The sequence below is a fragment of the Pseudomonas marginalis genome (genome assembly GCF_008692035.1).
Lineage (GTDB): Bacteria > Pseudomonadota > Gammaproteobacteria > Pseudomonadales > Pseudomonadaceae > Aquipseudomonas > Aquipseudomonas marginalis.
In genome coordinates this window covers 2,172,249-2,196,007 of sequence record NZ_VTFG01000001.1, presented here as the reverse complement: position 1 = coordinate 2,196,007, position 23,759 = coordinate 2,172,249, and the positions used below count along the sequence as shown (strand labels likewise).

Annotated in this window: 20 protein-coding genes; 13 read left to right on the top strand and 7 right to left on the bottom strand. The window is 61.6% G+C overall.

What is annotated here, in order from left to right:
• Positions 1–100 precede the first annotated feature (100 nt).
• The 4 genes from aroC (at position 101) to FX984_RS10220 (ending at position 3,370) form a co-directional block, all read left to right on the top strand.
• Positions 101–1,192: a chorismate synthase gene (gene aroC, locus FX984_RS10235; RefSeq protein ID WP_027603936.1), complete on the top strand. Its 1,092-nt coding sequence runs from the start codon at positions 101–103 to the stop codon at positions 1,190–1,192.
• 10 nt (positions 1,193–1,202) lie between these two features.
• Complete coding sequence (locus FX984_RS10230; protein ID WP_146476702.1) at positions 1,203–2,363, top strand: MFS transporter; 1,161 nt, start codon at positions 1,203–1,205, stop codon at positions 2,361–2,363.
• Complete coding sequence (locus tag FX984_RS10225) at positions 2,360–2,890, top strand: 1,2-dihydroxy-3-keto-5-methylthiopentene dioxygenase (protein WP_146476701.1); 531 nt, start codon at positions 2,360–2,362, stop codon at positions 2,888–2,890. Before FX984_RS10230 ends, FX984_RS10225 begins: the two co-directional genes overlap by 4 nt.
• 210 nt (positions 2,891–3,100) lie before the next feature.
• Positions 3,101–3,370 (top strand): response regulator transcription factor, encoded by a 270-nt coding sequence (locus FX984_RS10220; protein WP_027603939.1) that lies wholly within the window; start codon positions 3,101–3,103, stop codon positions 3,368–3,370.
• A gap of 209 nt (positions 3,371–3,579) precedes the next feature.
• Here the strand turns inward: FX984_RS10220 and FX984_RS10215 are convergent, their stop codons facing one another.
• Positions 3,580–4,332, bottom strand: a complete 753-nt coding sequence (locus FX984_RS10215; protein ID WP_141155664.1) for an SDR family oxidoreductase — start codon at positions 4,330–4,332, stop codon at positions 3,580–3,582.
• Positions 4,333–4,459: 127 nt separating this feature from the next.
• Here FX984_RS10215 and FX984_RS10210 point away from each other — a divergent pair, with 127 nt between their 5' ends.
• Positions 4,460–5,368: a LysR family transcriptional regulator gene (locus FX984_RS10210; RefSeq protein WP_146476700.1), complete on the top strand. Its 909-nt coding sequence runs from the start codon at positions 4,460–4,462 to the stop codon at positions 5,366–5,368.
• Positions 5,369–5,518: 150 nt separating this feature from the next.
• Here FX984_RS10210 and FX984_RS10205 read toward each other — a convergent pair whose 3' ends face one another.
• Positions 5,519–5,797, bottom strand: a complete 279-nt coding sequence (locus FX984_RS10205; RefSeq protein ID WP_027603943.1) for a DUF3509 domain-containing protein — start codon at positions 5,795–5,797, stop codon at positions 5,519–5,521.
• Positions 5,798–6,191: 394 nt separating this feature from the next.
• Here FX984_RS10205 and FX984_RS10200 point away from each other — a divergent pair, with 394 nt between their 5' ends.
• The 5 genes from FX984_RS10200 (at position 6,192) to FX984_RS10180 (ending at position 11,844) form a co-directional block, all read left to right on the top strand.
• Complete coding sequence (locus FX984_RS10200) at positions 6,192–8,018, top strand: long-chain-acyl-CoA synthetase (RefSeq protein WP_146476699.1); 1,827 nt, start codon at positions 6,192–6,194, stop codon at positions 8,016–8,018.
• A 96-nt stretch (positions 8,019–8,114) separates the two neighbouring features.
• Positions 8,115–8,630: an ankyrin repeat domain-containing protein gene (locus tag FX984_RS10195; protein ID WP_027603945.1), complete on the top strand. Its 516-nt coding sequence runs from the start codon at positions 8,115–8,117 to the stop codon at positions 8,628–8,630.
• A gap of 41 nt (positions 8,631–8,671) precedes the next feature.
• Entirely contained in the window at positions 8,672–9,202 is a 531-nt protein-coding gene (locus FX984_RS10190; protein ID WP_027603946.1) for a hypothetical protein, read from the top strand.
• A gap of 67 nt (positions 9,203–9,269) precedes the next feature.
• Positions 9,270–9,461: a PLDc N-terminal domain-containing protein gene (locus FX984_RS10185; RefSeq protein WP_003192770.1), complete on the top strand. Its 192-nt coding sequence runs from the start codon at positions 9,270–9,272 to the stop codon at positions 9,459–9,461.
• Between the two features lie 295 nt (positions 9,462–9,756).
• A complete protein-coding gene (locus FX984_RS10180; RefSeq protein WP_098478982.1) occupies positions 9,757–11,844 on the top strand; it encodes an LTA synthase family protein in 2,088 nt (695 codons plus the stop codon).
• Positions 11,845–11,913: 69 nt separating this feature from the next.
• Here the strand turns inward: FX984_RS10180 and FX984_RS10175 are convergent, their stop codons facing one another.
• Entirely contained in the window at positions 11,914–12,066 is a 153-nt protein-coding gene (locus FX984_RS10175; RefSeq protein WP_015885095.1) for a DUF3309 family protein, read from the bottom strand.
• Positions 12,067–12,394: 328 nt separating this feature from the next.
• Here FX984_RS10175 and FX984_RS10170 point away from each other — a divergent pair, with 328 nt between their 5' ends.
• On the top strand, positions 12,395–13,210 hold the full coding sequence (locus FX984_RS10170; protein WP_027603948.1) for an SDR family oxidoreductase: 816 nt from the start codon (positions 12,395–12,397) through the stop codon (positions 13,208–13,210).
• A 127-nt stretch (positions 13,211–13,337) separates the two neighbouring features.
• Positions 13,338–13,535, top strand: a complete 198-nt coding sequence (csrA, locus tag FX984_RS10165) for a carbon storage regulator CsrA (RefSeq protein WP_092355080.1) — start codon at positions 13,338–13,340, stop codon at positions 13,533–13,535.
• A 1-nt stretch (position 13,536) separates the two neighbouring features.
• Here csrA and FX984_RS10160 read toward each other — a convergent pair whose 3' ends face one another.
• The 4 genes from FX984_RS10160 to FX984_RS10145 all read right to left on the bottom strand — a co-directional run bounded on the left by FX984_RS10160 (position 13,537) and on the right by FX984_RS10145 (position 18,623).
• Positions 13,537–13,764 (bottom strand): YheU family protein, encoded by a 228-nt coding sequence (locus FX984_RS10160; RefSeq protein ID WP_003236706.1) that lies wholly within the window; start codon positions 13,762–13,764, stop codon positions 13,537–13,539.
• Positions 13,765–13,823: 59 nt separating this feature from the next.
• Positions 13,824–15,008, bottom strand: coding sequence for an osmoprotectant NAGGN system M42 family peptidase (locus FX984_RS10155; RefSeq protein ID WP_027603950.1), 1,185 nt, complete (start codon positions 15,006–15,008; stop codon positions 13,824–13,826).
• 90 nt (positions 15,009–15,098) lie between these two features.
• Positions 15,099–16,847: an N-acetylglutaminylglutamine synthetase gene (gene ngg, locus FX984_RS10150; RefSeq protein ID WP_027603951.1), complete on the bottom strand. Its 1,749-nt coding sequence runs from the start codon at positions 16,845–16,847 to the stop codon at positions 15,099–15,101.
• Positions 16,848–16,850: 3 nt separating this feature from the next.
• Entirely contained in the window at positions 16,851–18,623 is a 1,773-nt protein-coding gene (locus FX984_RS10145) for an N-acetylglutaminylglutamine amidotransferase (RefSeq protein ID WP_092355077.1), read from the bottom strand.
• 310 nt (positions 18,624–18,933) lie between these two features.
• Between FX984_RS10145 and FX984_RS10140 the strand changes: the two genes are divergently transcribed.
• The gene (locus FX984_RS10140; protein WP_146476698.1) at positions 18,934–23,754 is read left to right on the top strand and encodes an NEL-type E3 ubiquitin ligase domain-containing protein; all 4,821 of its coding nucleotides are present in this window, start codon (positions 18,934–18,936) and stop codon (positions 23,752–23,754) included.
• The last annotated feature ends 5 nt before the right edge of the window (positions 23,755–23,759 follow it).

Below are 23,759 nucleotides of genomic sequence, written 5' to 3'. Positions count from 1 at the left end.
GTAAGGTTTCGAGGATGAACTAGTCGGTTAGCCTGCGTATACTGGCCGCCTTAAGTTATTACGGTTGACTTGATTCAACTGATTTCACGGAGCGCCCTGCATGTCCGGCAATACCTTCGGCAAGCTGTTCACTGTCACCACCGCGGGCGAAAGCCATGGCCCGGCGTTGGTCGCCATTGTCGACGGCTGCCCGCCCGGCCTCGAGCTGTCCCTGGAAGACCTGCAGCGTGACCTCGACCGTCGCAAGCCCGGCACCAGCCGCCACACCACCCAGCGCCAGGAGCCCGACGAAGTCGAGATCCTCTCCGGGGTGTTCGAAGGTCGTACCACCGGGTGCGCCATCGGCCTGCTGATTCGCAATACCGACCAGAAGTCCAAGGACTACTCGGCGATCAAGGATCTGTTCCGCCCGGCCCATGCCGACTACACCTACCACCATAAATACGGCGAACGCGACTACCGTGGCGGCGGTCGCAGCTCGGCCCGTGAAACCGCGATGAGGGTGGCAGCCGGCGCCATCGCCAAGAAATACCTGGCGACCCAGGGCATCGTCATCCGTGGCTACATGAGCCAGTTGGGCCCGATTGAAATCCCGTTCAAGACCTGGGACAGCGTGGAAGACAACGCCTTTTTCTGCCCTGACCCGGACAAAGTACCGGAGCTGGAAGCCTACATGGACCAGCTGCGTCGCGACCAGGATTCGGTCGGCGCCAAGATCACCGTAGTCGCCGAAGGCGTCAAGCCGGGCCTGGGCGAGCCGATTTTCGACCGCCTCGACGCCGAACTGGCCCACGCGCTGATGAGCATCAATGCGGTGAAAGGCGTGGAGATTGGCGCCGGTTTTGCCTGCGTGTCCCAGCGTGGCACCGAGCACCGCGATGAACTGACGCCGGAAGGCTTCCTCAGCAACAACGCGGGCGGCATCCTCGGCGGTATTTCCTCCGGCCAGCCGATTGTTGCGCACCTGGCACTCAAGGCCACCTCGAGCATCACCACCCCGGGCCGTTCGATCGATGTGCACGGCAACCCGGTGGATGTGATCACCAAGGGCCGTCACGACCCGTGCGTGGGCATCCGTGCCACGCCGATTGCCGAAGCGATGATGGCCATCGTGTTGATGGACCACCTGTTGCGCAATCGCGGGCAAAATGCCGATGTGCGCGTGAGTACCCCGGTGCTGGGCCAGCTGTGACGGCGCTGCGGTGACAGCCCTCCCGTACTGGCGCCTCTCCAGCTTCTACCTGTTCTACTTCGCCCTGCTCGGGGCGACGGCGCCGTTCCTGGCGCTGTACTTCGACCACCTGGGGTTCTCCAGCGCGCGCATCGGCGAGCTGGTGGCCATCCCCATGCTGATGCGCTGCGTGGCCCCCAACCTGTGGGGCTGGCTGGGCGACTACAGCGGCCGACGCCTGGCCATCGTGCGCTTCGGCGCGGTGTGCACCCTGCTGAGTTTTTCCCTGATCTTCGTCAGCCACTCCTACGCCTGGCTGGCCCTGGTGATGGCCCTGCATGCGTTCTTCTGGCACGCGGTGCTGCCGCAGTTTGAAGTGATCACCCTGGCCCACCTGCAAAAACAGACCGCGCGCTATAGCCAGGTGCGCCTGTGGGGCTCCATCGGTTTTATCCTCACCGTGGTGATCATGGGCCGCCTGTTCGACTGGCTGAGCCTGGATATCTACCCGGTGGTGGTCGTGGTGATCATGGCCGGCATTATCGGTGCCAGCCTGTGGGTCCCGAATGCGCAGCCCGCCAGCCACGGCAATCGTCTGGCCGCTGATGGTTTCCTCAAGCAGCTGCGCAGTCCCGGCGTACTGGCGTTTTACGCCTGCGTGGCGCTGATGCAAATGAGCCATGGCCCGTATTACACCTTCCTGACCCTGCACCTGGAACACCTTGGCTACAGCCGTGGCATGATCGGCATGCTGTGGGCCCTGGGGGTGGTGGCGGAAGTGCTGATGTTCCTGGGCATGAGCCGCATCCTCACACGTTTTTCGGTACGCCGGGTGCTGCTGGCCAGTTTCCTGCTGGCGGCCCTGCGCTGGCTGTTGCTGGGCTCGTTTGCCGAACTGCTGTGGGTGCTGTTGCTGGCGCAGGTCATGCACGCTGCCACGTTCGGCAGTTTTCACGCCGCAGCGATTGCCTTTGTGCAGCGCAGCTTTGGCGATAAGCAACAAGGCCAGGGCCAGGCGCTGTACGCCGCCCTGGCCGGCACCGGCGGTGCGCTGGGTGCGCTGTATTCCGGCTACAGCTGGAACCTGCTGGGGCCGACCTTCACCTTTAGTATTGCCAGCGTCGCCGCCCTGGCCGCCGCCGCTATCATCGGTTTTCGATTGCAAGAGCAGAACCAAGGAACCCTTCAATGAGTTATGTCGCCGTCTACCCCGTCGCTTCACCGGATACCCCGAACAAGGTCCTGACCCATGTCGACGACATCGCCGCTACCCTGGCCGAGCACGGTGTGCGGTTCGAGCGCTGGCAGCCTGCCCTGATCGAGAGGGGCGCCAGCGACGCTGAGATGATTGCCGCCTATCAGCCGCAGATCGATGCCCTCGGCTACGGTGCGGTGGCGGTGCTCAGTGTCACCAGCGACCACCCGCAAAAAGCCGAATGGCGTGCCCGGTTCCTGGATGAACGCCGCTACAGCGAAGACGAAGTGCGTTTTTTCATCGCCGGCCAGGGCTTGTTCAACCTGCATGTTGGCGACTACGTGTATGCCGTGCGTTGTGAAAAAAACGATCTGCTGTTGGTACCCGCCGGTATGCCGCATTGGTTTGATATGGGGGAGAACCCCCACTGTATAACGCTGCGACTCTTCAATCAGGCGCAAAACCCGGTGCCGGAGTTGACGGGCGACGATATCGCCCGACGCTTTCCCGGGCTGGATGACTGATTACGACATATCGAAAACTTCAACCCCCGCATGTTGGAAGTTGTTGTGGGAATAAACTCTTATTCTTGTAAGGCCCGGCTGTTTATCGCGGGGCCTGCGCCTTAGTGCCATTGGTTATGTAACTCTTTGCGGCAACAACGTTTATATCACCTGTCAATAGGAGGAATCCGAAGGTGATAGGGCGATAGCCAGCAAAAGGGAGTGAAACTAATGAGAGGCCCCAGGGAATTGTCTCCAGTGCCACATTCGGTGCCCAACGCCGCCAGGAGGCGTTTGAGCTTGTCCGGAAAACCACTGACCCCTACGGAACTGGAAATCCTGCGTTGGGCCTCCGAAGGCAAGACCGTCTGGGAGATCAGCCAGATTCGCGCCACGTCTGAAGCCACGGTGAAATTCCACCTGCGCAATATCTACGGCAAATTTGGCGTGACCAACCGAGTGCAGGCGATGAATGAGGCGGCACGCCAAGGTTTATGCTGACCCCAGCGAGCCTTGGTGAGGGGCTTTCGGCCATCGAAGCCATCGGTTTGAAGCGTCATCGTCCAGCCATAACGAAACCGTGCCTACGTTCCGCTGTGTGCGCAGTCTGGATTGGACTGGTTCGTCGCTAAGTGCTGGGGGCGGGAGTTCAGCGCCTGATTAACTCAGCCCGGGCGATGTGGCATTCGCGTAATTCTTGAGCTGCGCGCTTAGCCATTCAGCAGGCGGCCGCCGTCAAGGACGATTTCAGAGCCGACCGTCCAGCGCGACTCGTCGGATGCCAGATACAGTACTGCCTTGGCCACCTCGTCGGAGGTACCGAAGCGCCCAAGCGGAATGGTTGCCGCGATCTCTTTGTTAAGCTGCGCGCGATAAGCTTCCGGAATACCCAGCTTGTCGTAAAGCGGAGTCTCGACGGGGCCAGGGCTCACTGCGTTGACACGGATGCCACGGCCCAGCAATTCGGTCGAGAGCGTCTTCGACATGTTCAGCAATGCGGCTTTCGTTGCGGCATACACGGACGAGCGATCTGCGCCTGCATGGGCGCTTACGGAAGTCGTCAACACGACCGAAGCAGGATTGGCGAAGACCGGCAACAGCGCCTGCATCAGGAAGTACGGCCCTTTGACGTTGATGTCGAAAGAGCGGTCGAACATGTCTTCCGTCCATTCCTCAATGGGCTGCCAGACGGATACGCCGGCATTGAGGAAGGCAACGTCGAGTTGGCCGTAGTGTTCCTTGATGACGTGTGCCAGTTCCTTTTGTGCCGCAACGCTGGCCGAGTCGGCGCGCAGCACCGGCACTTCCGGGCCCAATTCGGCCTGGGCCTTTGCAATCGAATCGGGGTTGACACCCGTTACGATCACGCGAGCACCCTCGGCCAGGAACTGCTTTGCCGTTTCCAGCCCGATGCCACTGGTGCCGCCAGTGATGAGCGTACGTTTACCTTGCAAGCGCGACATTTGAATTCTCCGGTGAATGACGACCACCGCGGTCGACAGGGAGAAATATGCGCTCATGCCCCATAGTATATAAGACTGCTTATTCGCATATAATTCATGCAAATTGAGCATGAATTGAGGTGGAGAAGTGGACCGATTTCTGTTGATGACATGCTTTGCGCGTGCTGTAGAAACCGGGAGCTTTTCGGCGGCAGGGCGTGATCTAGGGCTGGGGCAACCGAATGTAAGCCGCTATGTAGCGGCTCTGGAGGAGCATTTGCAGGCGCGCTTGCTCCACCGGTCTACGCGCAAGCTGTCGTTGACGCCGGAGGGCGAACGCTACTATGCGGACATCCGGCGCATCCTGGATGCGGTGGATGAATCCGAATCGTCCTTCAGAAACATCGTCGATCCATCGGGACTCTTGCGCGTAGCCTGTCCGACAGCTCTCGCACACGCGTTTGTGCTGCCGCATGTGCCGGCCTTTCTGGAGCGCTACCCTCAATTGATCTTGGATCTCCAACTCAACGATCGATACGTAGACCTGGTCAATGAAGGCACCGAACTCGCCATTCGCATAGGACAGCTGGAGGACAGCACCTTGCGCGCCCGGCCTCTTGGATGGTACGACCGGGTCTTCGTCGCCAGCACGGACTACTTGGCTAAACGCGGCGTTCCGCAGACCCCGGAGGATCTACGCGACCACGATTGCATCATCTACACCTTACTGTCGTCCGGGGCGACCTGGCGATTCCGGGACGCGGAGATTCCGATTACCGGCAGGCTCAGGGTCAACTCGCCCGACGCTGTGAGTGCGGCGGTCGTGGCGGGCCTGGGTGTGGCGCATGGACCTGCGTGGCTGTTTGAGGGCGGGCTGAACAGCGGGAGATTACAGTTCATTCTCACCAACCATGGGGCTCCCCCTGTCCCCGTGCAGATGGTTTATGTCGCCAATAGACTGCTCCCCACACGGGCTATCGTGTTCATGGATTTCATGGCTGAGGTGTTTTCAAAGATTCCAGCCTTGAACGGCGGCACCCCGGTGCCGACTCTATAGGACAAGACGGCACCGGCAGATGTTGAACTCGCCTATAAACAGCTGTATCGGGCTCAGGCGCAGTTCAGCGAAGTGCCGGGCTGGAATCATCGTCAGACAAAAAAGGCCGCGACGCTCGAAAGCGTCGCGGCCTTGTTATGACTGCGGTATTTATGCCGAATGGTAGGTCGGCAGGGCAAAGCGGTTCTGGCTTTGCAACATCGAAATTTGCGGCAGTTCACTGGCTTGTTCGGCCAGGTCGCGACGAATCGCGCTGATCACCCAGGTCAATTGATCGGCGGTGTGCAACTGCTGGTAAGAGATCGAACGCTTGACCTGCTTGCCGTCACTGTTGCGCAGGGTCAACAGAATGCCGCCGTCGGGACGAGGCTGGGTGGTGACGTCGTAGTTGGAGAATACTGAAGCGAATTTATCTTGGATCAGGCTCATGTCTATCAGCTCCGTTGGCTCAAGTTGGCAAGCATGGAGTGATAGGTGCAGTGATTGTGCCAGCTTATGATTTAAAAAATATTCTTATAAATCAATGACTTGAAAATACAGTGGATTTTCGCTTTCGTGCAATTTGCATGAATGGCCATCATGCATCCTGCATTTTGCGTTACTCGATAGGATGGGGTTGGCGCCCCTGTACGGATAAAGACTACTCGCGGGCAGCTAAATTCCTTTTTTGAACACCCACCCGACGGGATACAAAACTTTTCAAATCCCGCGTGTACAGCCGAAGAACGGCTGACGTATTTTCCTGCCATGCATTCGGCCTTCCTCTTACGGAGGTGTCGGTGCTTCGGGATCAGACGAAGAATAAGAAAAAGGACGTTTCTCCATGAGCCACCCGCACAACGACATGATCACCTGGGGCAAGCTGCTGAGTAAGGTGCCGGCCATCGTTCGCGCCCTGCCGCGCGTAGTGCGCGGCATGCGTGCCGCCAATGTCACCGACCCCGCGCAGCCTTGCGGGCTGGGCTGGCACTTTGAGCAAGCCACCCTGCGCAACCCCGACGGCAACGCATTGCTGTACGGCGACCGTGTGCTCAGCTACACCGACGCCAACCAGCGCGCCAACCGTATTGCCCACCACCTGCAAGCCGAGGGCATCGGCAAGGGGGACGTGGTGGCGCTGTTTATCGAAAACCGCCCCGAATTGCTCTTGAACGTGCTGGCCGTGGCCAAGCTGGGTGGCATCTGCGCGATGCTCAATACCGCGCAAACCCAGGCGGCGCTGGTGCACAGCCTGAATCTGGTGAGCCCGGCAGCCATTATTGTCGGCGCGGAACTGGTGGCCCCCTATGACGCGGTGCGCGATCAGGTGGCCATCGCGGCTGATCGAACCTGGTTCGTCGCCGATCAGCCGTCCAGCCTGGTGCCGCAGGGGTATATCGACCTGTTGGCGGCGAGCGCCGCGTGCCCGGTGGACAACCCGGCCAGCACTGCGCAGATCTTCTTCAACGACCCTTGCTTCTATATCTACACCTCCGGCACCACCGGCCTGCCCAAGGCCGGCATCATGAAACACGGCCGCTGGACCAAGACTGCCGTCAGCTTCGGCAGCATCGCGCTGGACATGGGCCCTGACGACGTCCTGTATTGCACTTTGCCGCTGTACCACGCCACCGGCCTTTGCGTGTGTTGGGGCTCGGCGATTGTCGGGGCCTCGGGCTTCGCCATTCGCCGCAAGTTCAGCGCCAGCCAGTTCTGGGACGATGCGCGCCGATTCAAGGCGACCACCCTCGGCTACGTCGGTGAGTTGTGTCGTTACCTGCTCGACCAGCCACCCAGCGAAAACGACCGTGACAACTGCGTGACCAAGATGGTTGGCAATGGCTTGCGCCCCGGTGTGTGGGCGCAGTTCAAGGCACGCTATGGCGTGGAGCATATCTGCGAGCTGTACGCGGCCAGTGACGGCAATATCGGTTTTACCAACGTGCTGAATTTCGACAACACCATCGGTTTCTGCCTGCAGCACTGGGCGCTGGTGGACTACGCCCATGACAGCGGCGAGCCGCTGCGTGGCAGCGATGGCTTTATGCGTAAAGTCCCCACGGGCGGGCAGGGCCTGTTGTTGGCGAGGATCGATGAAAAATCGCCCTTCGACGGCTACACCGACCCGGAAAAGAATCGCAGGGTGGTACTCACCGACGTGTTTGAAAAAGGTGACCGCTACTTCAATACCGGCGATTTGTTGCGCAGCATCGGCTTTGGCCATGCGCAATTTGTGGATCGCCTGGGGGACACCTATCGCTGGAAAGGTGAAAACGTGTCCACCACCGAGGTCGAGAACGTCCTGCTGCAACACCCGCAGATCGCCGAAGTGGTGGCTTATGGCGTCGAGATCGAAAACACCAATGGCCGCGCGGGCATGGTCGCCATCACCCCGAGTGAATCCCTGGCCTCGCTGGACATGCGCGAGCTGCTGAAATTCGCCCACGGCCAGTTGCCCCACTATGCGGTGCCGCTCTTCCTGCGGATCAAGGTCAAGATGGAAACCACCGGTACCTTCAAGTACCAGAAGGTCAAGCTCAAGGAAGAAGCCTTTGATCCGGACAAGGCCGGCAATGACCCGGTGTATGCCTGGTTGCCGGGGTCGGACTGCTATGTGCCGGTCACCGGGCAACTGTTGGCGCAGATCCAGGGCGGCCAGTTCCGCTATTGATTCTGTCTATGGCCGCTTTTGCTAAAAAGGGCATGACAGTGGGGAACTCCCTCGCGACACTGGCGGCCTATAAAGCACCAGACAAGGAGCCCCCACATGTCAGACCACGCCAAACAAATGACTGAAGACGAAGCCGCCGAATTTGCCGAGCAGGTCTTCGACGTCGCCCGCAAAGGCGACGCCGCCATGCTCGCCGCGCTCCTGGCCAAAGGCTTGCCGGCCAACTTTCGCAACCACAACGGCGATACCTTGCTGATGCTGTCTGCCTACCACGGCCATGCCGAAGCGGTAAAAGTGCTGCTGGAGTTCAAGGCCGACCCGCTGATCGCCAATGACAAGAACCAGTTGCCCATCGCCGGCGCGGCGTTCAAGGGCCACTTGCCGGTGGTCAAGGCGCTGATTGAAGGGGGCACGCCGATCGAGGCCGCCTCGTCCGACGGGCGTACTGCGTTGATGATGGCCGCCATGTTCAACCGCGTCGACATGGTCGACTACCTGCTCAGCCAAGGCGCCAACCCCAAGGCCACCGATGCCCAGGGCGCGACTGCGCTGGCGGCGGCGCAGACCATGGGGGCTAAGGACACGGCGGCGCAGTTGGAGAAACTGGTGTAGGCTGTGCGCCCTCAAAAACCAGCCCGCTACAGGATCACCCCATGAAAACCGCCCTCGTCGAACTTATCAGCAAAATCAGCGCCGGGGTCATGGGCGCGGACGAGGTGGCGCGCATCGCCGAAGAGGCCGCCCAGGCCTACGCCGACCCGGCGGCCTTCCTGGCCGCCAACCCGGATATCAACTACGACGACAGCTTTCCGATCCCGCTGGGGGAGTGGGTGGTAGTCGGCAGCCTGCCGGATACCGTGCTGTTCCAGGCCGATACCTATGGCGACCTGTTTGCGCAGATCGTCGCGTCGTTCGGACCGGGTGTGGCGTTCAACCTCAAACCCAAGCAACTGGCCAAGACTGACGGCCTCACCGCCCTGAACCGTATCCAGATCCAGATGAGCGCCCTGAGCCCGGAAGACGGCGGTTATGTGCTGCTCAACTTCAGCCAGTTGCTGGACGACGAGATCCAGGCGGTGCTGGTGTTCGGCAATGACCTGCCGCGCGTGCTGGCGTTGTGTGCCGAAGTCGGCATCCAGGCCGAGCCATCCCTGGAAGCGCTGAAGGTCGCCGTGCACGTCTGAAATAAAACGGAACCCCGGCCAGGGCTGGCTATCCTACAAGGGCATGCCCTCACTTAGGAGCGACACCATGGGTTCCACTTTTAACAGCCTGATCGGCTTGATCATCCTGGCGCTGGATATCTGGGCGATCATCAATGTGTTCAAAAGCGGCGCAAGCACCGGGGCCAAGGTGTTGTGGATCCTGTTGATCCTGCTGCTGCCGGTACTGGGCCTGATCATCTGGGCTATCGCCGGGCCGCGCGGTAACGTGCGGATCTGATCCCTGCTCCCTCCTTGTAGCAGCTGCCTCGCCGAGGCTCGGCAGCTGCTACGGTACTTGCTCGTATCTTCGCTGTATTTTGTGTATCGAAATATTCGCTGCACACAATTTTCACATCTTATCCAAGACAATCCGCCGGCTCTATCTCTCCCTGCCAAGGCCCTGCCTCAGGTGCTTTTAAAGGCGGCGCAGCGGTGCTCGTTCAGTAATTAATAGCCTTGATGGCATTGATCGGGCACCATTCGCGCCACTGCATTACTTCGTCACTTAAACTTCCAATGGGTCCTGAAACGACATGGCAAACCCGGACGCCCTGAGTCAGCAGCGAGCTTCTAATCGCCTGCTGCAACCGACCGTCAAATCCCATCTGGCGTACACGCTGCTCTGCGCACTGGTCATGATGGTGATGTTCTCCCTGCTGCGCCTGGCGCTGCTGGTCTACAACCGCGAGATGATCCTCGACACGCCGGCCTCGACCTTCCTTGAAGCGTTCGCCAACGGCCTGCGTTTTGACATCCGCCTGGTGGTCTACCTGCTGATCCCGCTGCTGCTGGCACTGTTCAGCGTACGGGCCATGGCCGCGCGTGGGTTATTCCGCTTCTGGCTGACCCTTGCGTCCAGCATCGCCCTGTTCCTGGGCTTGATGGAGATGGACTTCTACCGCGAGTTCCACCAGCGCCTCAACGGCCTGGTCTTCCAGTATGTGAAGGAAGACCCGAAAACCGTGATGAGCATGCTCTGGTACGGTTTCCCGGTGGTGCGCTACCTGCTGGCCTGGGCCGTGGGCACGCTGATCCTGAGCATCGCGTTCAAAGGCGCCGACCGCGCCACGCGCCCACGTGGCCCGTTCAGTGGTGGCAGCATCGGCACGCGCCAGGTGGCGCCGTGGTACAGCCGCATCGCGGTGTTCGTCGTGTGCCTGCTGATCGCCGTGGTTGCCGCCCGTGGCACCCTGCGCCAGGGCCCGCCGCTGCGTTGGGGCGATGTGTACACCACCGATTCGAACTTCGCCAACCAGTTGGGCCTCAATGGCACCTTGTCGCTGATCGCGGCGGCCAAGGCCCGGTTCGGTGAGGACCGCTCCAACATCTGGAAGGCGACCCTGGACCAGCCGCTGGCCACCCAGACCGTGCGTGACATGCTGGTGCTGCCACAGGAAAAACTGGTCGATACCGACATCGCCGCCGTACGCCGCGACTACACGCCGCCGGCCGAGAAGACCCTGCCGATCAAGAACGTGGTCGTGATCCTGATGGAAAGCTTCGCCGGTCACTCGGTCGGCGCCTTGGGGCGTCCCGGCAACATCACGCCATCCTTCGACAAACTGTCCAAGGAAGGCCTGCTGTTCGACCGTTTCTTCTCCAACGGCACCCATACCCACCAGGGTATGTTCGCCACCATGGCCTGCTTCCCGAACCTGCCAGGCTTTGAATACCTGATGCAGACCCCGGAAGGCAGCCATAAGCTGTCGGGCCTGCCACAGTTGCTCAGCGCCCGTGATTTCAACGACGTGTATGTCTACAACGGCGACTTCGCCTGGGACAACCAGTCGGGCTTCTTCAGCAACCAGGGCATGACCAACTTCATCGGCCGCAACGACTTCGTCGACCCGGTGTTCTCCGACCCGACCTGGGGCGTGTCCGACCAGGACATGTTCAACCGTGGCCTGGAAGAGTTGAAGGCCCGTGAAGGCGGCAAGCCGTTCTACGCACTCCTGCAAACCCTGTCCAACCACACGCCGTACGCGTTGCCGACGCCATTGCCGGTGGAGAAAGTCACCGACCGTGGCAGCCTCAACGAGCATTTGACGGCCATGCGTTACTCCGACTGGGCCCTGGGCCAGTTCTTTGAGAAGGCCCGCAAGGAGCCGTACTTCAAGGAAACCCTGTTCGTGATCGTGGGCGACCATGGCTTCGGCAACGAACAGCAGATCACCGAGATGGACCTGGGTCGCTTCAACGTACCGATGCTGATGATTGCACCGGGCGTGCAGGAGAAGTTCGGCGAGCGTGACCACACCGTGGGCACCCAGATCGACATCGTGCCGACCATCATGGGCCGCCTGGGTGGTGACACCCTGCACCAATGCTGGGGCCGCGACCTGCTGAACCTGCCGGAAGGCGACAAGGGCTTTGGCGTGATCAAGCCATCGGGCAGCGACCAGACCGTGGCCCTGGTCACCGCAGACCGTATTCTGGTACTGCCCAAGGAAATGCCACCGAAGCTGTGGCAATACGAACTGGGCGCCAACCCGAGCGGTAAAGTGATTGCCGAATCGCCGGACGAGGCTGCACTCAAGCAGAAACTCGAAGCGTTCCTGCAAACCGCGACCAAGAGTTTGCTGGATAACACCGCAGGCGTTGTAAACGGTAAGCCGGACTAATTAACCGGCAATAAAAAAGAGGCCTTTTTCAAGGCCTCTTTTTTTTGCTTCGTTATTACCGCGGAGCGGTTATATCCGGCCCAGTAACAACAGGACCAGCAGCACCACCAGCACCACACCGAGGATACCCGACGGGCCATAACCCCAATTACGCGAGTGCGGGAATACCGGCAGGCCGCCGACCAGCAGGAGGATCAAGATAATGATCAGAATGAGGCTCATGGTTTTTTCCTTATTGTCTTTCTGCAAAGACCGGTTGTTTAACGATAGGCCTGCAGAGTTAATTACAGACGCCTTAACTACTCCGACTCTGGTGCTTCGCAGAAAATTCCATGTTTTTTTAAAGCATTTCGGTCAGTCGCTTATTTCTTTTAATTCGCGCTCATCCAGCACTTATTAGTTGAAAAACATTGAACTTAGGCGGACGGCAGGTATCCGACCCGGCCCACGGTTTGCCTGGGGCATTCATCACTCTGATGGTGCGTGGGTGCAGGAAAAACCTTCGCTACACTGCCGATCACTTCTTCTGTGAACCACAAGGCTACTTCCTATGCAAAATCGCATGATGATCACTGGCGCCGGGTCCGGCCTGGGTCGTGAAATCGCTCTGCGCTGGGCCCGCGAGGGTTGGCAGTTGGCCTTGTCGGACGTCAGCGAGCCAGGCTTGCAGGACACCCTGAAGCGCGTGCGTGAAGCCGGTGGCGATGGCTTTATCCAGCGCTGCGACGTGCGCGACTACAGCCAGCTCACGGCGTTTGCCCAGGCCTGCGAAGTGAAGCTGGGCGGCATCGATGTGATCGTCAACAACGCCGGCGTAGCCTCGGGCGGCTTCTTTGCCGAGTTGTCGCTGGAGGACTGGGACTGGCAGATCGCAATCAACCTGATGGGCGTGGTCAAGGGCTGCAAGGCGTTCCTGCCGCTGCTGGAAAAGAGCAAGGGCCGCATCATCAACATCGCCTCGATGGCGGCCCTGATGCAGGGGCCGGCCATGAGCAACTACAACGTGGCCAAGGCCGGTGTGGTGGCGCTGTCGGAGAGTTTGCTGGTGGAGCTCAAGCAGCAGGAAGTCGGCGTGCACGTGGTGTGCCCGTCGTTCTTCCAGACCAACCTGTTGGATTCTTTCCGTGGGCCCACACCGGCGATGAAGGCGCAGGTAGGCAAGTTGTTGGAGAGTTCGCCGATCTCGGCGGCGGACATTGCCGACTACATCTACCAGCGTGTGGCGCAGGGCGAATTCATGATCCTGCCCCATGAGCAGGGGCGGATGGCGTGGGCCTTGAAGCAGAAGAACCCGCAGTTGCTCTATGACGAAATGACCACCATGGCCGACAGGATGCGCGCCAAGGCACAGGCTGTTAAGGGCTGATCAGGCGGTAGTCTGTCAGGCAATTTACCTGCATGTGTAGGCGTTGCCTGATTTTGCCGCGAGGCATTGCTGCGCCCACACCCAGCGCGCATGGTCGGGGTCCTGTCATTCAATAAGGACAACCGCCATGCTGGTCTTAAGCCGCGCCGTAGGCGAAATCATCGCTATCGGTGATGACATCACCGTGCGCATTCTCGAGCTGAATGGTAATCAGGTGAAATTTGGTGTTGTTGCGCCCGTCGGGGTGCATGTCCATCGTGCCGAGGTCCACCAAAAGATCCTCAAGCGTCAAACCCCGCAATCCCAAACCGCCACCAACCCCTGAGTCAGTCGAACAGATGCTTGGGCACATCGTGCTTGAGCATCAACTGGCACTGCTCGCTGTCCGGGTCGAACACAATCAGCGCCTGGCCCTTGGTCAGCGCCTGGCGCACCCGCAGCACGCGGGTTTCCAGGGGCGTGTCGTCACCATTGTCGGTGCCGTCGCGGGTCACGAAGTCTTCGATAAGGCGGGTCAGGGTGTCGACTTCAAGTGCATCGTAGGGAATCAGCATACAAGCCTCAGATGATGGATCCCGGCGATCCTACTGCGCCGGGACCGCAGTTGCCAGCGTCAGGACTTCTGGCCGACCAGGCTGTCCACCGACGGCACACGCGTGTCGCTCTCCATCTGCGTTTCGTGCTCGATCTGATGGCTGAACCGGTCCAGTGAGCCCTGGGCCGGTTGTGCGTCACTGGCGAACACCGGCGGGCTGAGGATATACGCGCCCAACAGCCGGCTCAGCGCCGCCAGGCTGTCGATATGGGTGCGCTCATAACCATGGGTCGCATCGCAACCGAACGCCAGCAGCGCGGTGCGGATGTCGTGGCCGGCCGTCACCGCCGAATGGGCATCGCTGAAGTAATAGCGGAACAGGTCGCGGCGCACGGGCAAGTCGTTATCCGAGGCCAGGCGCAGCAGGTGGCGGGAGAGGTGATAGTCATACGGCCCGCCGGAATCCTGCATGGCCACACTGACCGCGTGCTCGCTGGAGTGCTGGCCGGGGGCGACCGGGGCGATATCGATACCGACAAACTCACTCACATCCCAGGGCAAAGCCGCCGCGGCGCCGCTGCCGGTTTCCTCGGTGATGGTGAACAGCGGGTGGCAGTCGATCAACAACGGTTCGCCGCTGTCGACGATGGCCTTGAGCGCAGCCAACAGCGCGGCGACGCCGGCTTTATCGTCCAGGTGGCGGGCACTGATATGCCCGCTCTCGGTGAACTCGGGCAAGGGGTCGAACGCCACGTAGTCACCGATGCCGATCCCCAGGGAATCGCAATCGGCGCGGGTGGCGCAGTAGGCATCCAGGCGCAATTCCACATGGTCCCAGCTCACCGGCATTTCATCCACGGCGGTGTTGAACGCGTGCCCGGAGGCCATCAACGGCAACACGCTGCCACGGATCACACCGTTGTCGGTAAACAGGCTGACGCGGCTGCCCTCGGCAAAGCGGCTCGACCAGCAGCCGACGGGCGCGAGGGTCAGGCGGCCGTTGTCCTTGATCGCGCGCACGGCGGCGCCGATGGTGTCCAGGTGCGCGGACACCGCACGGTCGGGGCTGTTTTTCTGGCCCTTGAGGGTGGCGCGAATCGTGCCGCGCCGGGTCATTTCAAACGGGATGCCCAGCTCTTCCAGGCGTTCGGCGACGTAGCGCACGATGGTGTCGGTAAACCCGGTGGGGCTGGGAATGGCGAGCATTTCCAGCAGGACTTTTTGCAGGTAGTTGAGGTCCGGTTCGGGGATGGTTCGGCTCATGAAGACTCCTGATGAAATAAGTGAAATTCTTTGGCCAGTGGGGCTGTTGTGGCCAAGGGGCTTGTTGTGGCAAGCCCGCTCACCACAGGGTTATTGAGCTGTCGGCTGGCTATGGGGGAATAGCAGGTCCACAAACTTCTCCGCCGTCGGCTGCGGTTCATGGTTGGCCAGGCCGGCCCGTTCGTTGGCTTCGATAAAGACGTACTCGGGTTGATCGGCCGCAGCCACCATCAGGTCCAGGCCCACCATGGGGATATCCAGGGCGCGGGCGGCGCGCACGGCGGCGTCCACCAGGGTGGGATGGAGGATCGCGGTGACGTCCTCCAGGCAGCCGCCGGTGTGCAGGTTGGCGGTGCGGCGCACGGCCAGGGTCTGGCCACGGGGCAGGATGCTGCTGTAGTCGTAGCCGGCGGCGTGCAGGGTGCGTTCGGTTTCTGCATCCACGGGGATTTTGCTTTCGCCGTCGGTGGCCGCCTGCCGGCGTCGGCTCTGGGCCTCGATCAGCGCACCAATGGAATGCTGGCCGTCACCGGTCACTTCGGCAGGGCGGCGAATCGCAGCGGCGACCACCTCGAAGCCGATCACCAGGATGCGCAGGTCCAGGCCTTGGTGGAAGCTCTCCAGCAACACGCGGCTGTCGAACTGGCGCGCGGCTTCGATTGCCTGCTGCACCTCTTCAATGCTCTGCAGATCCACCGCCACGCCCTGGCCTTGCTCGCCATCGAGCGGCTTGACCACGACGCGCTGGTGTTCGTCGAGGAACTCCAGGTTGTCATCGGCGCTGCCCGCCAGTTGTTGCGCAGGCAGTTTCAAACCCGCGGCTTTCAACACCTTGTGGGTGAGGCTCTTGTCCTGGCACAGGGTCATGCTGATCGCGCTGGTCAGGTCGCTCAGCGACTCGCGGCAGCGCACGCGGCGGCCACCATGGCTGAGGGTGAACAAACCGGCATCGGCGTCATCCACCTGCACATCGATGCCGCGTCGATGGGCCTCTTCGACAATGATCCGCGCATACGGGTTGAACCCCGCCTGGGGTCCGGGGCCGAGGAACAGCGGCTGGTTGATACCGTTCTTGCGCTTGATCGCAAAGGTGGTCAGGGCACGGAAGCCGAGCTTGGCGTAGAGGTTCTTGGCCTGGCGATTATCGTGCAGCACCGACAGGTCGAGATAGCTCAGGCCACGGCTCATAAAGTGCTCCACCAGGTGGCGCACCAGCACTTCGCCCACACCGGGGCGTGTGCACAGCGGGTCGACCGCCAGGCACCACAGGCTGCAACCGTTTTCCGGGTCGTGGAAGGCTTTCTGGTGATTGAGGCCCATCACGCTGCCGATCACCGCGCCACTGTCTTCGTCCTCGGCCAGCCAGTACACCGGGCCGCCTTCATGGCGCGGTGTCAGGCGTTCGGCGTCGACCGGCAGCATGCCGCGGCCTTGATACAACTGGTTGACCGCCAGCCAATCGGCCTCGCTCTGCACCCGGCGAATCCGAAAGCCGCGAAACACACGGGTGGCCGGGCGGTAGTCGCTGAACCACAGGCGCAGGGTGTCGGATGGGTCGAGGAACAACTGCTGCGGATCTATGCCGAGGATCTGCTGGGGCGCGGCCACATACAGCGCGATATCGCGCTCGCCGGGCTGTTCGTTGAGCAGTTCCTGGGCCAGGCTCGCCGGGTCCGGGAAGGTATGGCCGATCAACAACCGGCCCCAGCCGCAATGCACGGCGATCGGCTCGGCGGCCAATGGGCTGCCATCTTCGGCCAGACGCGCTTGCAGGCGCTCGTAGGTCGGCGCCTGGCCCTTCAACAAGCGTTGGCTGTAAGCCGCTGCATGGGGTTTCATCAATCAGATTCCTTGTTCGCTGAGCCACAGGTTCAGCGCGGCCAGTTGCCACAGCTTCGAGCCGCGCAACGGGGTCAATTGACCCTGCGGGTCGGTGAGCAGGCGGTCGAGCATGGCCGGGTTGAACAGGCCGCGATCCTGGCTTGGGTCCAGCAGCAGTTCGCGCACCCAATTCAGGGTGTCGCCCTGCAAGTGCTTGAGGCCCGGTACCGGGAAGTAGCCTTTCTTGCGGTCGATGACTTCGCTCGGAATCACCCGGCGCGCGGCCTCTTTCAACACCTGCTTGCCACCGTCGGGCAATTTGAATTTACCCGGTACACGGGCCGACAGTTCCACCAGGCGGTAGTCGAGGAAGGGCGTGCGCGCTTCCAGGCCCCAGGCCATGGTCATGTTGTCGACGCGTTTGACCGGGTCATCCACCAGCATCACCGTGCTGTCTAGGCGCAGGGCCTTGTCCACGGCGGCGTCCGCGCCGGGCATCGCGAAATGCTCGCGCACGAAGTCGCCGGCGGCGTCGTTGGCGGTCAGCCATTTCGGTGCGACGGTGGCGGCGTAATCATCGTAGCTGCGGTCGAAGAACGCCTCGCGATAAGCCGCATACGGGTCGCTCGCGCCGTCGACCTGCGGGTACCAGTGGTAACCGGCGAACAACTCATCGGCGCCCTGGCCGCTCTGCACCACCTTGCAATGCTTGGCCACTTCCCGCGACAGCAGGTAGAAGGCGATGCAGTCATGGCTGACCATCGGCTCGCTCATGGCGCGGAACGCCGCCGGCAGTTGTTCGATGATCTCGTGTTCGGCAATGCGCAGTTGGTGATGACGGGTACCGTAGTGCTTGGCGATCAGGTCCGAATACTGGAACTCGTCGCCACGCTCGCCACCGGCGTCTTCAAAACCGATGGAGAAGGTCGACAGGTCCTGCACGCCCACTTCACGCAGCAGGCCGACGAGCATGCTCGAGTCGACGCCGCCGGAAAGCAGTACGCCGACATCCACTGCGGCCCGTTGACGGATGGCCACGGCTTCGCGGGTGCTGTCCAACACGCGGTCGGTCCAGTCTTCCAGGCTCAGGTTTTTTTCATCTTCATGGGGGCCGTAGGGCAGGGTCCACCAGGTTTTCTGCTCGGTGTTGCCTTCGGCATCGATGCGCATCCAGGAGGCCGGCGGCAGTTTTTCAATGCCCGCCAGCAAGGTGCGCGGAGCAGGCACGACGGCATGGAAATTCAAGTAGTGATTGAGCGCCACCGGATCTAGGATCGGGTTGATATCACCGCCCTTGAGCAGCGCCGGCAAGGCCGAGGCAAAGCGCAGGCGCTGGCCGGTGCGCGACAGGTACAACGGCTTCACGCCGAGACGGTCACGGGCGATGAACAGGCGCTGGGCATCGCGCTCCCAGACGGCAAAGGCAAACATGCCGTTGAGCTTGGGCAGCAGCGCTTCGCCCCAGGCGTGGTAGCCCTTGAGCAGCACTTCGGTGTCGCCGCCGGAATAGAACGCGTAGCCGAGGGCTTCAAGCTCCTGGCGCAATTCCGGAAAGTTATAGATCGCGCCGTTGAACGCCAGGGACAGGCCCAGTTGGGCGTCGACCATCGGTTGGGCGGAGCCGTCCGACAGGTCCATGATTTTCAGGCGCCGATGACCCAGGGCAATCGGCCCTTGGGCATGGAAGCCCCACGCGTCAGGGCCACGTGGGGCCAAATGATGGGTAATTCGCTCCACCGCTGCGAGGTCCGCAGGTTGGTGATCGAAACGTAACTCGCCAGCTAATCCGCACATAGGTTCCTTACCGGTTTTTCCGTTGGGGAGGGATAGAAAGACCCGCACCAAAAGGGCGGGTACCTAGGGACTGACCCGAGGCTATACGCGGAGTTTTAGATCAATAAGTTATATGGCAAACCGCCGCCCCCCATTCGGAACACCCCAGCAGCCTGTGCGGCGTGGGTGAAAGGGGCGGTACTTAAGTCGAGGTGAGATGCAAAAAATCGACGGTTACGAGGGCTGATCCTGCAGCTATTTGAACCCTTTTGCGCGATCGCAGCGCTTATCGTCTGGCGTCATTGTTCAACGCGATAAAGGAACATTGCGAATGACGCAAACCACTGATTTGACCCAGGCGCTCGAGCCGGTGCCCCACGACCAATTGATGGCGGCCCTGCTGAATATCACCGGCGACCTGGATAAAGCGCAGGTCTTGCACGACACGCTGCCGGCCTGGTTGGTCAAGGCCGACTCCCATGTACTGCAGGCCATCGAGCAGGCGTATGCCGACAGCGAGCGCCCCCGTGAAACCCTGCACCGATTGCTGAACCGTCTGCAACCGCTGGATAAATTCTGTGCCGGACGGCTCAGGGCATTCCTGGACGACAAGGGGCATGGGGGCCTGGACATCGAAAACGACACCCTGGAAATCCCCCGGCGCTCGTTCAGCGGTGTCAGCCAGGACCTGGGCGGCCAGATGATTGAGACCGTCAATCTGGAGAAGCACAGCCTGCTGCAAGCGGCCATGCAGAATTTCTCCCAGGCGGCTGCCGAGCCAGGCGGCTCGCCGACCACTGCCGTGGTGCGCATCGGCCCCATGCGCCAAGTTGCGCAAACCCTCAGCGCCCAGGCCTTTATCGGCTACTGCCGCGAGCTGAACCTGGGAGAGGCCTATCAGACCCATGTGCGCGAAGTGTTCAACCTGGTGGCACCCGACCAGGACTTCAATCCTTCGGTGGCGCAGGTCGGCCAATCCCGCTGCGTGGACATGCAGATCGACCTGCATCTGGCCCATGCCAAGGGCGATATCGATGCACCGACCCGCGCGTTGCTGCTGGGTCTGGTCAAGGCGGATATGCCCGCCAGGGACATCCGGCAATTGTGGTTCAACCAGCAGCCGCTGACCTGGCAAGGCCTGAACATCGACGGCGCCTGCCTGTGGGGGGTATTGGTGTTTTCCAGTGCATCGGCCGAAGGGTTCTCCAGCGGCCCGATCGTGGTGTATATGCCCAACGAGCCCGTGCGGCCGTGGTACCGCTATGAATCACTGGAGCATTTCAAGCTCTACCTCACCCTCAAGCTTCACGTCAGTACCTATCGTGATTTCTTCAAGGGTTACCTGGACGAGTCCGAGCGTTTCGGTTTTTTCGAGCGTTTTGACCAGGAGGCAATCGTCGTGCGGGTGACGCCGCTCCCGGTCACAGGCAAGTTGTCGACATTCTTTTTCAATACCTGCGTTGGCAAGATCCAGCTGGATGCGCAGGTATTGGCGGTTCCCAATGCCCAGGCCGATGACGACGCGCGTCGCAAGCGTATCCAGGATTACCTGGATGTCGGCTTGACGGTGCTCAACGTCGCCGGGTTCGTGGTACCGGTGGTGGGCCAACTGATGACCGGCGTGGCCGTTGGGCAGTTGCTTGGCGAGGTGTTCGAGGGGGTGGATGACTGGCTGCACCATGACAAGCTCGGCGCCCTCAGGCACCTGACGAACATCGCGGAAAACCTCGCTGCCATGGCGTTGTTCGCCGCGGGTACAAAAGTCGTGGGCCGGCTGTGGCGAACCACACCGTCGGCGGCGGGGTTCTACGACAGCCTCGAAGCCGTGCGGCTGCCCGACAAGTCCACGCGCTTATGGCGCAGTCGTACCGAGCCGTATCGCCACACCGTCTCGCTCGAAGGCACAGTGGCCAGCCCCCGTGGGGTCTACCAGCTCAATGGCCAGTCCTATGTGAATGTCGACGGGGCGCTGTATTCGATTGTCTTTGACGCCCGCACCGGGCGCTGGCGAGCCCGGCATCCGCAGCGGGATTCGGCCTATCGGCCGCCCTTGACCCACAACTACCAGGGCGGCTGGCAGTTCTCGTTCGAGCAGGCGGATGAATGGCGCAGCCCTGACTATATCCTGGGGCGGCTGGACCCCAGTCTCAGCGTTTTCCCGGCCGGACACCTGAAGGATATCGCCGCTATCACCGGCTCGACCTTGCCGCGTTTGCAGCAACTGGCCAGGCAGAACCTGCCGCTGCCGGAGCGGCTGCGCGATTGTGCGCTGCGGTTCAAGCTGAACCAGGGGGTTCGCGACCTGATCTGGCAAATGGAGCATCAAGCCCCGCTTAATGCGGCCACCACCCGTGTACAGATGCTGGCCCTGCCGCTGATGGACGGGTGGCCCCGTGGGCGTTTTTTCGAACTGCTCGACGACGAGGGCTACCTGCTTGAGCGCCATCCAGATACCGCGCCGTTCGATTACGAGGACTTGAGCATCCACCTCACCACGCAACAACTGCGGAACGGACAGATCCTGCCCACCTTGCTGGCCGCCCTCGACCCCGAGGAAACCGCGCAATTGCTCGGGGGCACCTTCCACGCCGACGAAGCGCAAGCGGCCCTGGCGCGGCGTCTCACCGCCTCGCTCAAGACCATGCATCAGGCGGTCTATGAGCGGCTGCGCATGGATGCCGATTTCATCGATCAGACCGATCACGGCCAGCTCAAGCAGCGCTTGCCGCAATTGCCGATCCGGGTGGCCTGGGAGGTCATGACCCAGGCCTCCACGGCGGAGCGCTGGCACTTGCGTCATACCGGGCGTGTGCCGCTGCGGGTCAGCCAATGGGCCCGGGAAGCCCTGGAAGCGCTGGAGGAAGACGCCGCCCTGGCCGGCCTGTACTTGCCGGAGCTGGCCACCGATGCGACACGGCGCGTGGCCACCGGGTTGCTGCAACGGGTTCCAGGCTGGCCCGGGGATCTGTTCTTGCAGGTACGCCGCGAAAGCGTACAGGGCACTGTCCTGGGCCAGGTGGGCCACGCAGACGCTGATATGAGGCGCATCGTGGTGCAGTCGGCCAAGGGCTTTCGCGCCCACGATGGGCAAGGTAAGGCCTTGGGCGCGTTGGCCGGCGGGTCGGAAGGTTTCTACGAGGCGTTGCTCAACAGTTTGCCTGCCGCCCAACGCGACGCGCTGCGCCTGACCGCGAGCGGCAGGGCCAGCCAGCTGCGGCATGCATTGATTGGCAAGGCGCAGGATGAACGCAATCGCATCGGCCGTTACTTATGGCCCGAGCGCGCGGTACCCGAGGAGCCGGCCCTGTCGTGCGTGCAAGGCTCGCCGCCTGCGCCGCCTCCACAGCCTGCGGGCTTGATGCGCAAGGCTCGCAAACTCTTCCCGTTATTCGATGACCGGCGCCTGTCGACCTTCCTGCAGGACTTGGGCACCGATCACCTGTCCCGGGCCAAAGCCGTGCGCACCCTTGAGCAGCACTATGAGGCACTGCAGCGGGCGTTGAGGCTGTGGGCCAAGGACAAACCGGCGCAGCCCTACTCGGACATTGCGCTGCAAGACTACCGCCTGGCGCGACACCAGGCCGCTCGGGCCATCGAGCGTTGTTGGCAATATGCGTCGCTGGCGCCGGATGAACACCATCAGAAAGTGCCGAGCCTGTCCCTGGACGGCATGGCCATCGGGGCGTTGCCGACCTTGCCGGCGCACGTGCAGTTCGAGCATGTCCGGCAATTGTCATTGAAACGCATGGGGCTCAACGATGACGTTGCGTATTTCCTCAAGCACTTCAAGGGGCTGCGCAGCCTGGCGTTGAACGGCAATCGGCTGACGCGGCTGCCGGAAGTGCTCCAGCACATGCCGTGGCTCAGGCAGCTGTACATGGCCGATAACCACCTGCAACTGACCGAGTACACCCGCACCAAACTCGCGGACCTGAAGAGCCTGGTCGTGCTCGACCTGAGCAACAATCCCCTGGTGGACCCGCCCGTCGTCAACAAGATGTTCGAATTGCGCAACCTGATGCTGCGCAACTGCCGGCTGACCAGTCTGCCCACCGGCTTTACCCGCGTTCCGTACCTGGAGCAACTCGACCTGCGGGACAATGACATCGCCAGTTTGCCGGCATGGTTGTTCAATGCGCCGCGTGAGCACACCGAAGTCATCAACGTGCGGCATAACCCTCTGGACGCCAGCACTCGTCAGGCCTTGAACCGTTACCGGGACACCATCGGCGTGGGCATGGGCTTCGTTGAGGATGACATTGCGCGACTCAACGAGCAGACCGCCCGGGAGCTGTGGCTGGGCGATGAATACGCGACACACTTCGCCGAAAAGGCCGAGACCTGGCAGGGGCTCAAGGATGAGCCCGGCTCCGACGGCCTGTTCAAATTGCTGGCCGGCCTGGGGGGCGCCGCCGACACCAGCCACGTGCGCGAGGACATGAACCGCCGCATCTGGCGCGTGTTGGAGGCGGCCGCTGCCGATACCCGACTGCGGGCCGAGATTTTCGAGCGCGCGGCCACGCCGTTGAACTGTGATGACGCCGCTGCCGTGAGCTTCAGCGACCTGGAGGTGCTGGTTGAAATCCACGAGGCCTCGCAGCGGGTGGAGGGCGGCAGGGTCACGGCCAAGCCGCTGCTCAGGTTGGCCAGGGGCTTGTTTCGTCTCGACCGCCTGGAGTCCATGGCCAGCCGACACAGCGCCGAGCATCCGATGCTCGACCCGCTGGAGGTCAGCCTGGCTTATCGCACCGGGCTGGTGGAGCGCTTTCATTTGCCCGGGCAGCCCCGGCATATGCGCTTTGCCAGCCTGGCCGGGGTGACCGAGCACATGCTGGAGGTTGCCGAAGCGCAGTTGAAGGAGGCCGAGCTTTCCCCGCAACTGCTGAACTATATGGTGAAGCTGCCATTCTGGAGCAGTTACCTGAGGCGCACCCATGGCGGTTCGTTCGACACCCTGACCCAGCCTTTTGGCGATCGCATGGAAGCGGTGTGGGCGCAAAGGGAAACCTTGGGTGACGCTGACTATCACACCCAGATGGGCGCGATCCAGAGCGCGCGGGAAAGCGCCGAACTCGTCGAGCTCAAACGCCTGACCCAGGAGGCGTTGAGGCTCGATGAGCTGGGCACCTGCCAATTGCCACCGGCAGGTTGAAGCGC

Excerpts from the sequence above, each read along its gene's own strand:
- FX984_RS10195 (WP_027603945.1), top strand. The coding sequence starts at position 8,115 with ATGTCAGACCACGCCAAACAAATGACTGAAGACGAAGCCGCCGAATTT.
- FX984_RS10140 (WP_146476698.1), top strand. The coding sequence starts at position 18,934 with ATGACGCAAACCACTGATTTGACCCAGGCGCTCGAGCCGGTGCCCCAC.
- FX984_RS10145 (WP_092355077.1), bottom strand. The coding sequence starts at position 18,623 with ATGTGCGGATTAGCTGGCGAGTTACGTTTCGATCACCAACCTGCGGAC.
- FX984_RS10180 (WP_098478982.1), top strand. The coding sequence starts at position 9,757 with ATGGCAAACCCGGACGCCCTGAGTCAGCAGCGAGCTTCTAATCGCCTG.
- FX984_RS10190 (WP_027603946.1), top strand. The coding sequence starts at position 8,672 with ATGAAAACCGCCCTCGTCGAACTTATCAGCAAAATCAGCGCCGGGGTC.
- csrA (WP_092355080.1), top strand. The coding sequence starts at position 13,338 with ATGCTGGTCTTAAGCCGCGCCGTAGGCGAAATCATCGCTATCGGTGAT.
- ngg (WP_027603951.1), bottom strand. The coding sequence starts at position 16,847 with ATGAAACCCCATGCAGCGGCTTACAGCCAACGCTTGTTGAAGGGCCAG.
- FX984_RS10205 (WP_027603943.1), bottom strand. The coding sequence starts at position 5,797 with ATGAGCCTGATCCAAGATAAATTCGCTTCAGTATTCTCCAACTACGAC.
- FX984_RS10175 (WP_015885095.1), bottom strand. The coding sequence starts at position 12,066 with ATGAGCCTCATTCTGATCATTATCTTGATCCTCCTGCTGGTCGGCGGC.
- FX984_RS10170 (WP_027603948.1), top strand. The coding sequence starts at position 12,395 with ATGCAAAATCGCATGATGATCACTGGCGCCGGGTCCGGCCTGGGTCGT.
- FX984_RS10215 (WP_141155664.1), bottom strand. The coding sequence starts at position 4,332 with ATGTCGCGCTTGCAAGGTAAACGTACGCTCATCACTGGCGGCACCAGT.
- FX984_RS10225 (WP_146476701.1), top strand. The coding sequence starts at position 2,360 with ATGAGTTATGTCGCCGTCTACCCCGTCGCTTCACCGGATACCCCGAAC.
- FX984_RS10160 (WP_003236706.1), bottom strand. The coding sequence starts at position 13,764 with ATGCTGATTCCCTACGATGCACTTGAAGTCGACACCCTGACCCGCCTT.
- FX984_RS10200 (WP_146476699.1), top strand. The coding sequence starts at position 6,192 with ATGAGCCACCCGCACAACGACATGATCACCTGGGGCAAGCTGCTGAGT.
- FX984_RS10155 (WP_027603950.1), bottom strand. The coding sequence starts at position 15,008 with ATGAGCCGAACCATCCCCGAACCGGACCTCAACTACCTGCAAAAAGTC.
- aroC (WP_027603936.1), top strand. The coding sequence starts at position 101 with ATGTCCGGCAATACCTTCGGCAAGCTGTTCACTGTCACCACCGCGGGC.
- FX984_RS10220 (WP_027603939.1), top strand. The coding sequence starts at position 3,101 with ATGAGAGGCCCCAGGGAATTGTCTCCAGTGCCACATTCGGTGCCCAAC.
- FX984_RS10185 (WP_003192770.1), top strand. The coding sequence starts at position 9,270 with ATGGGTTCCACTTTTAACAGCCTGATCGGCTTGATCATCCTGGCGCTG.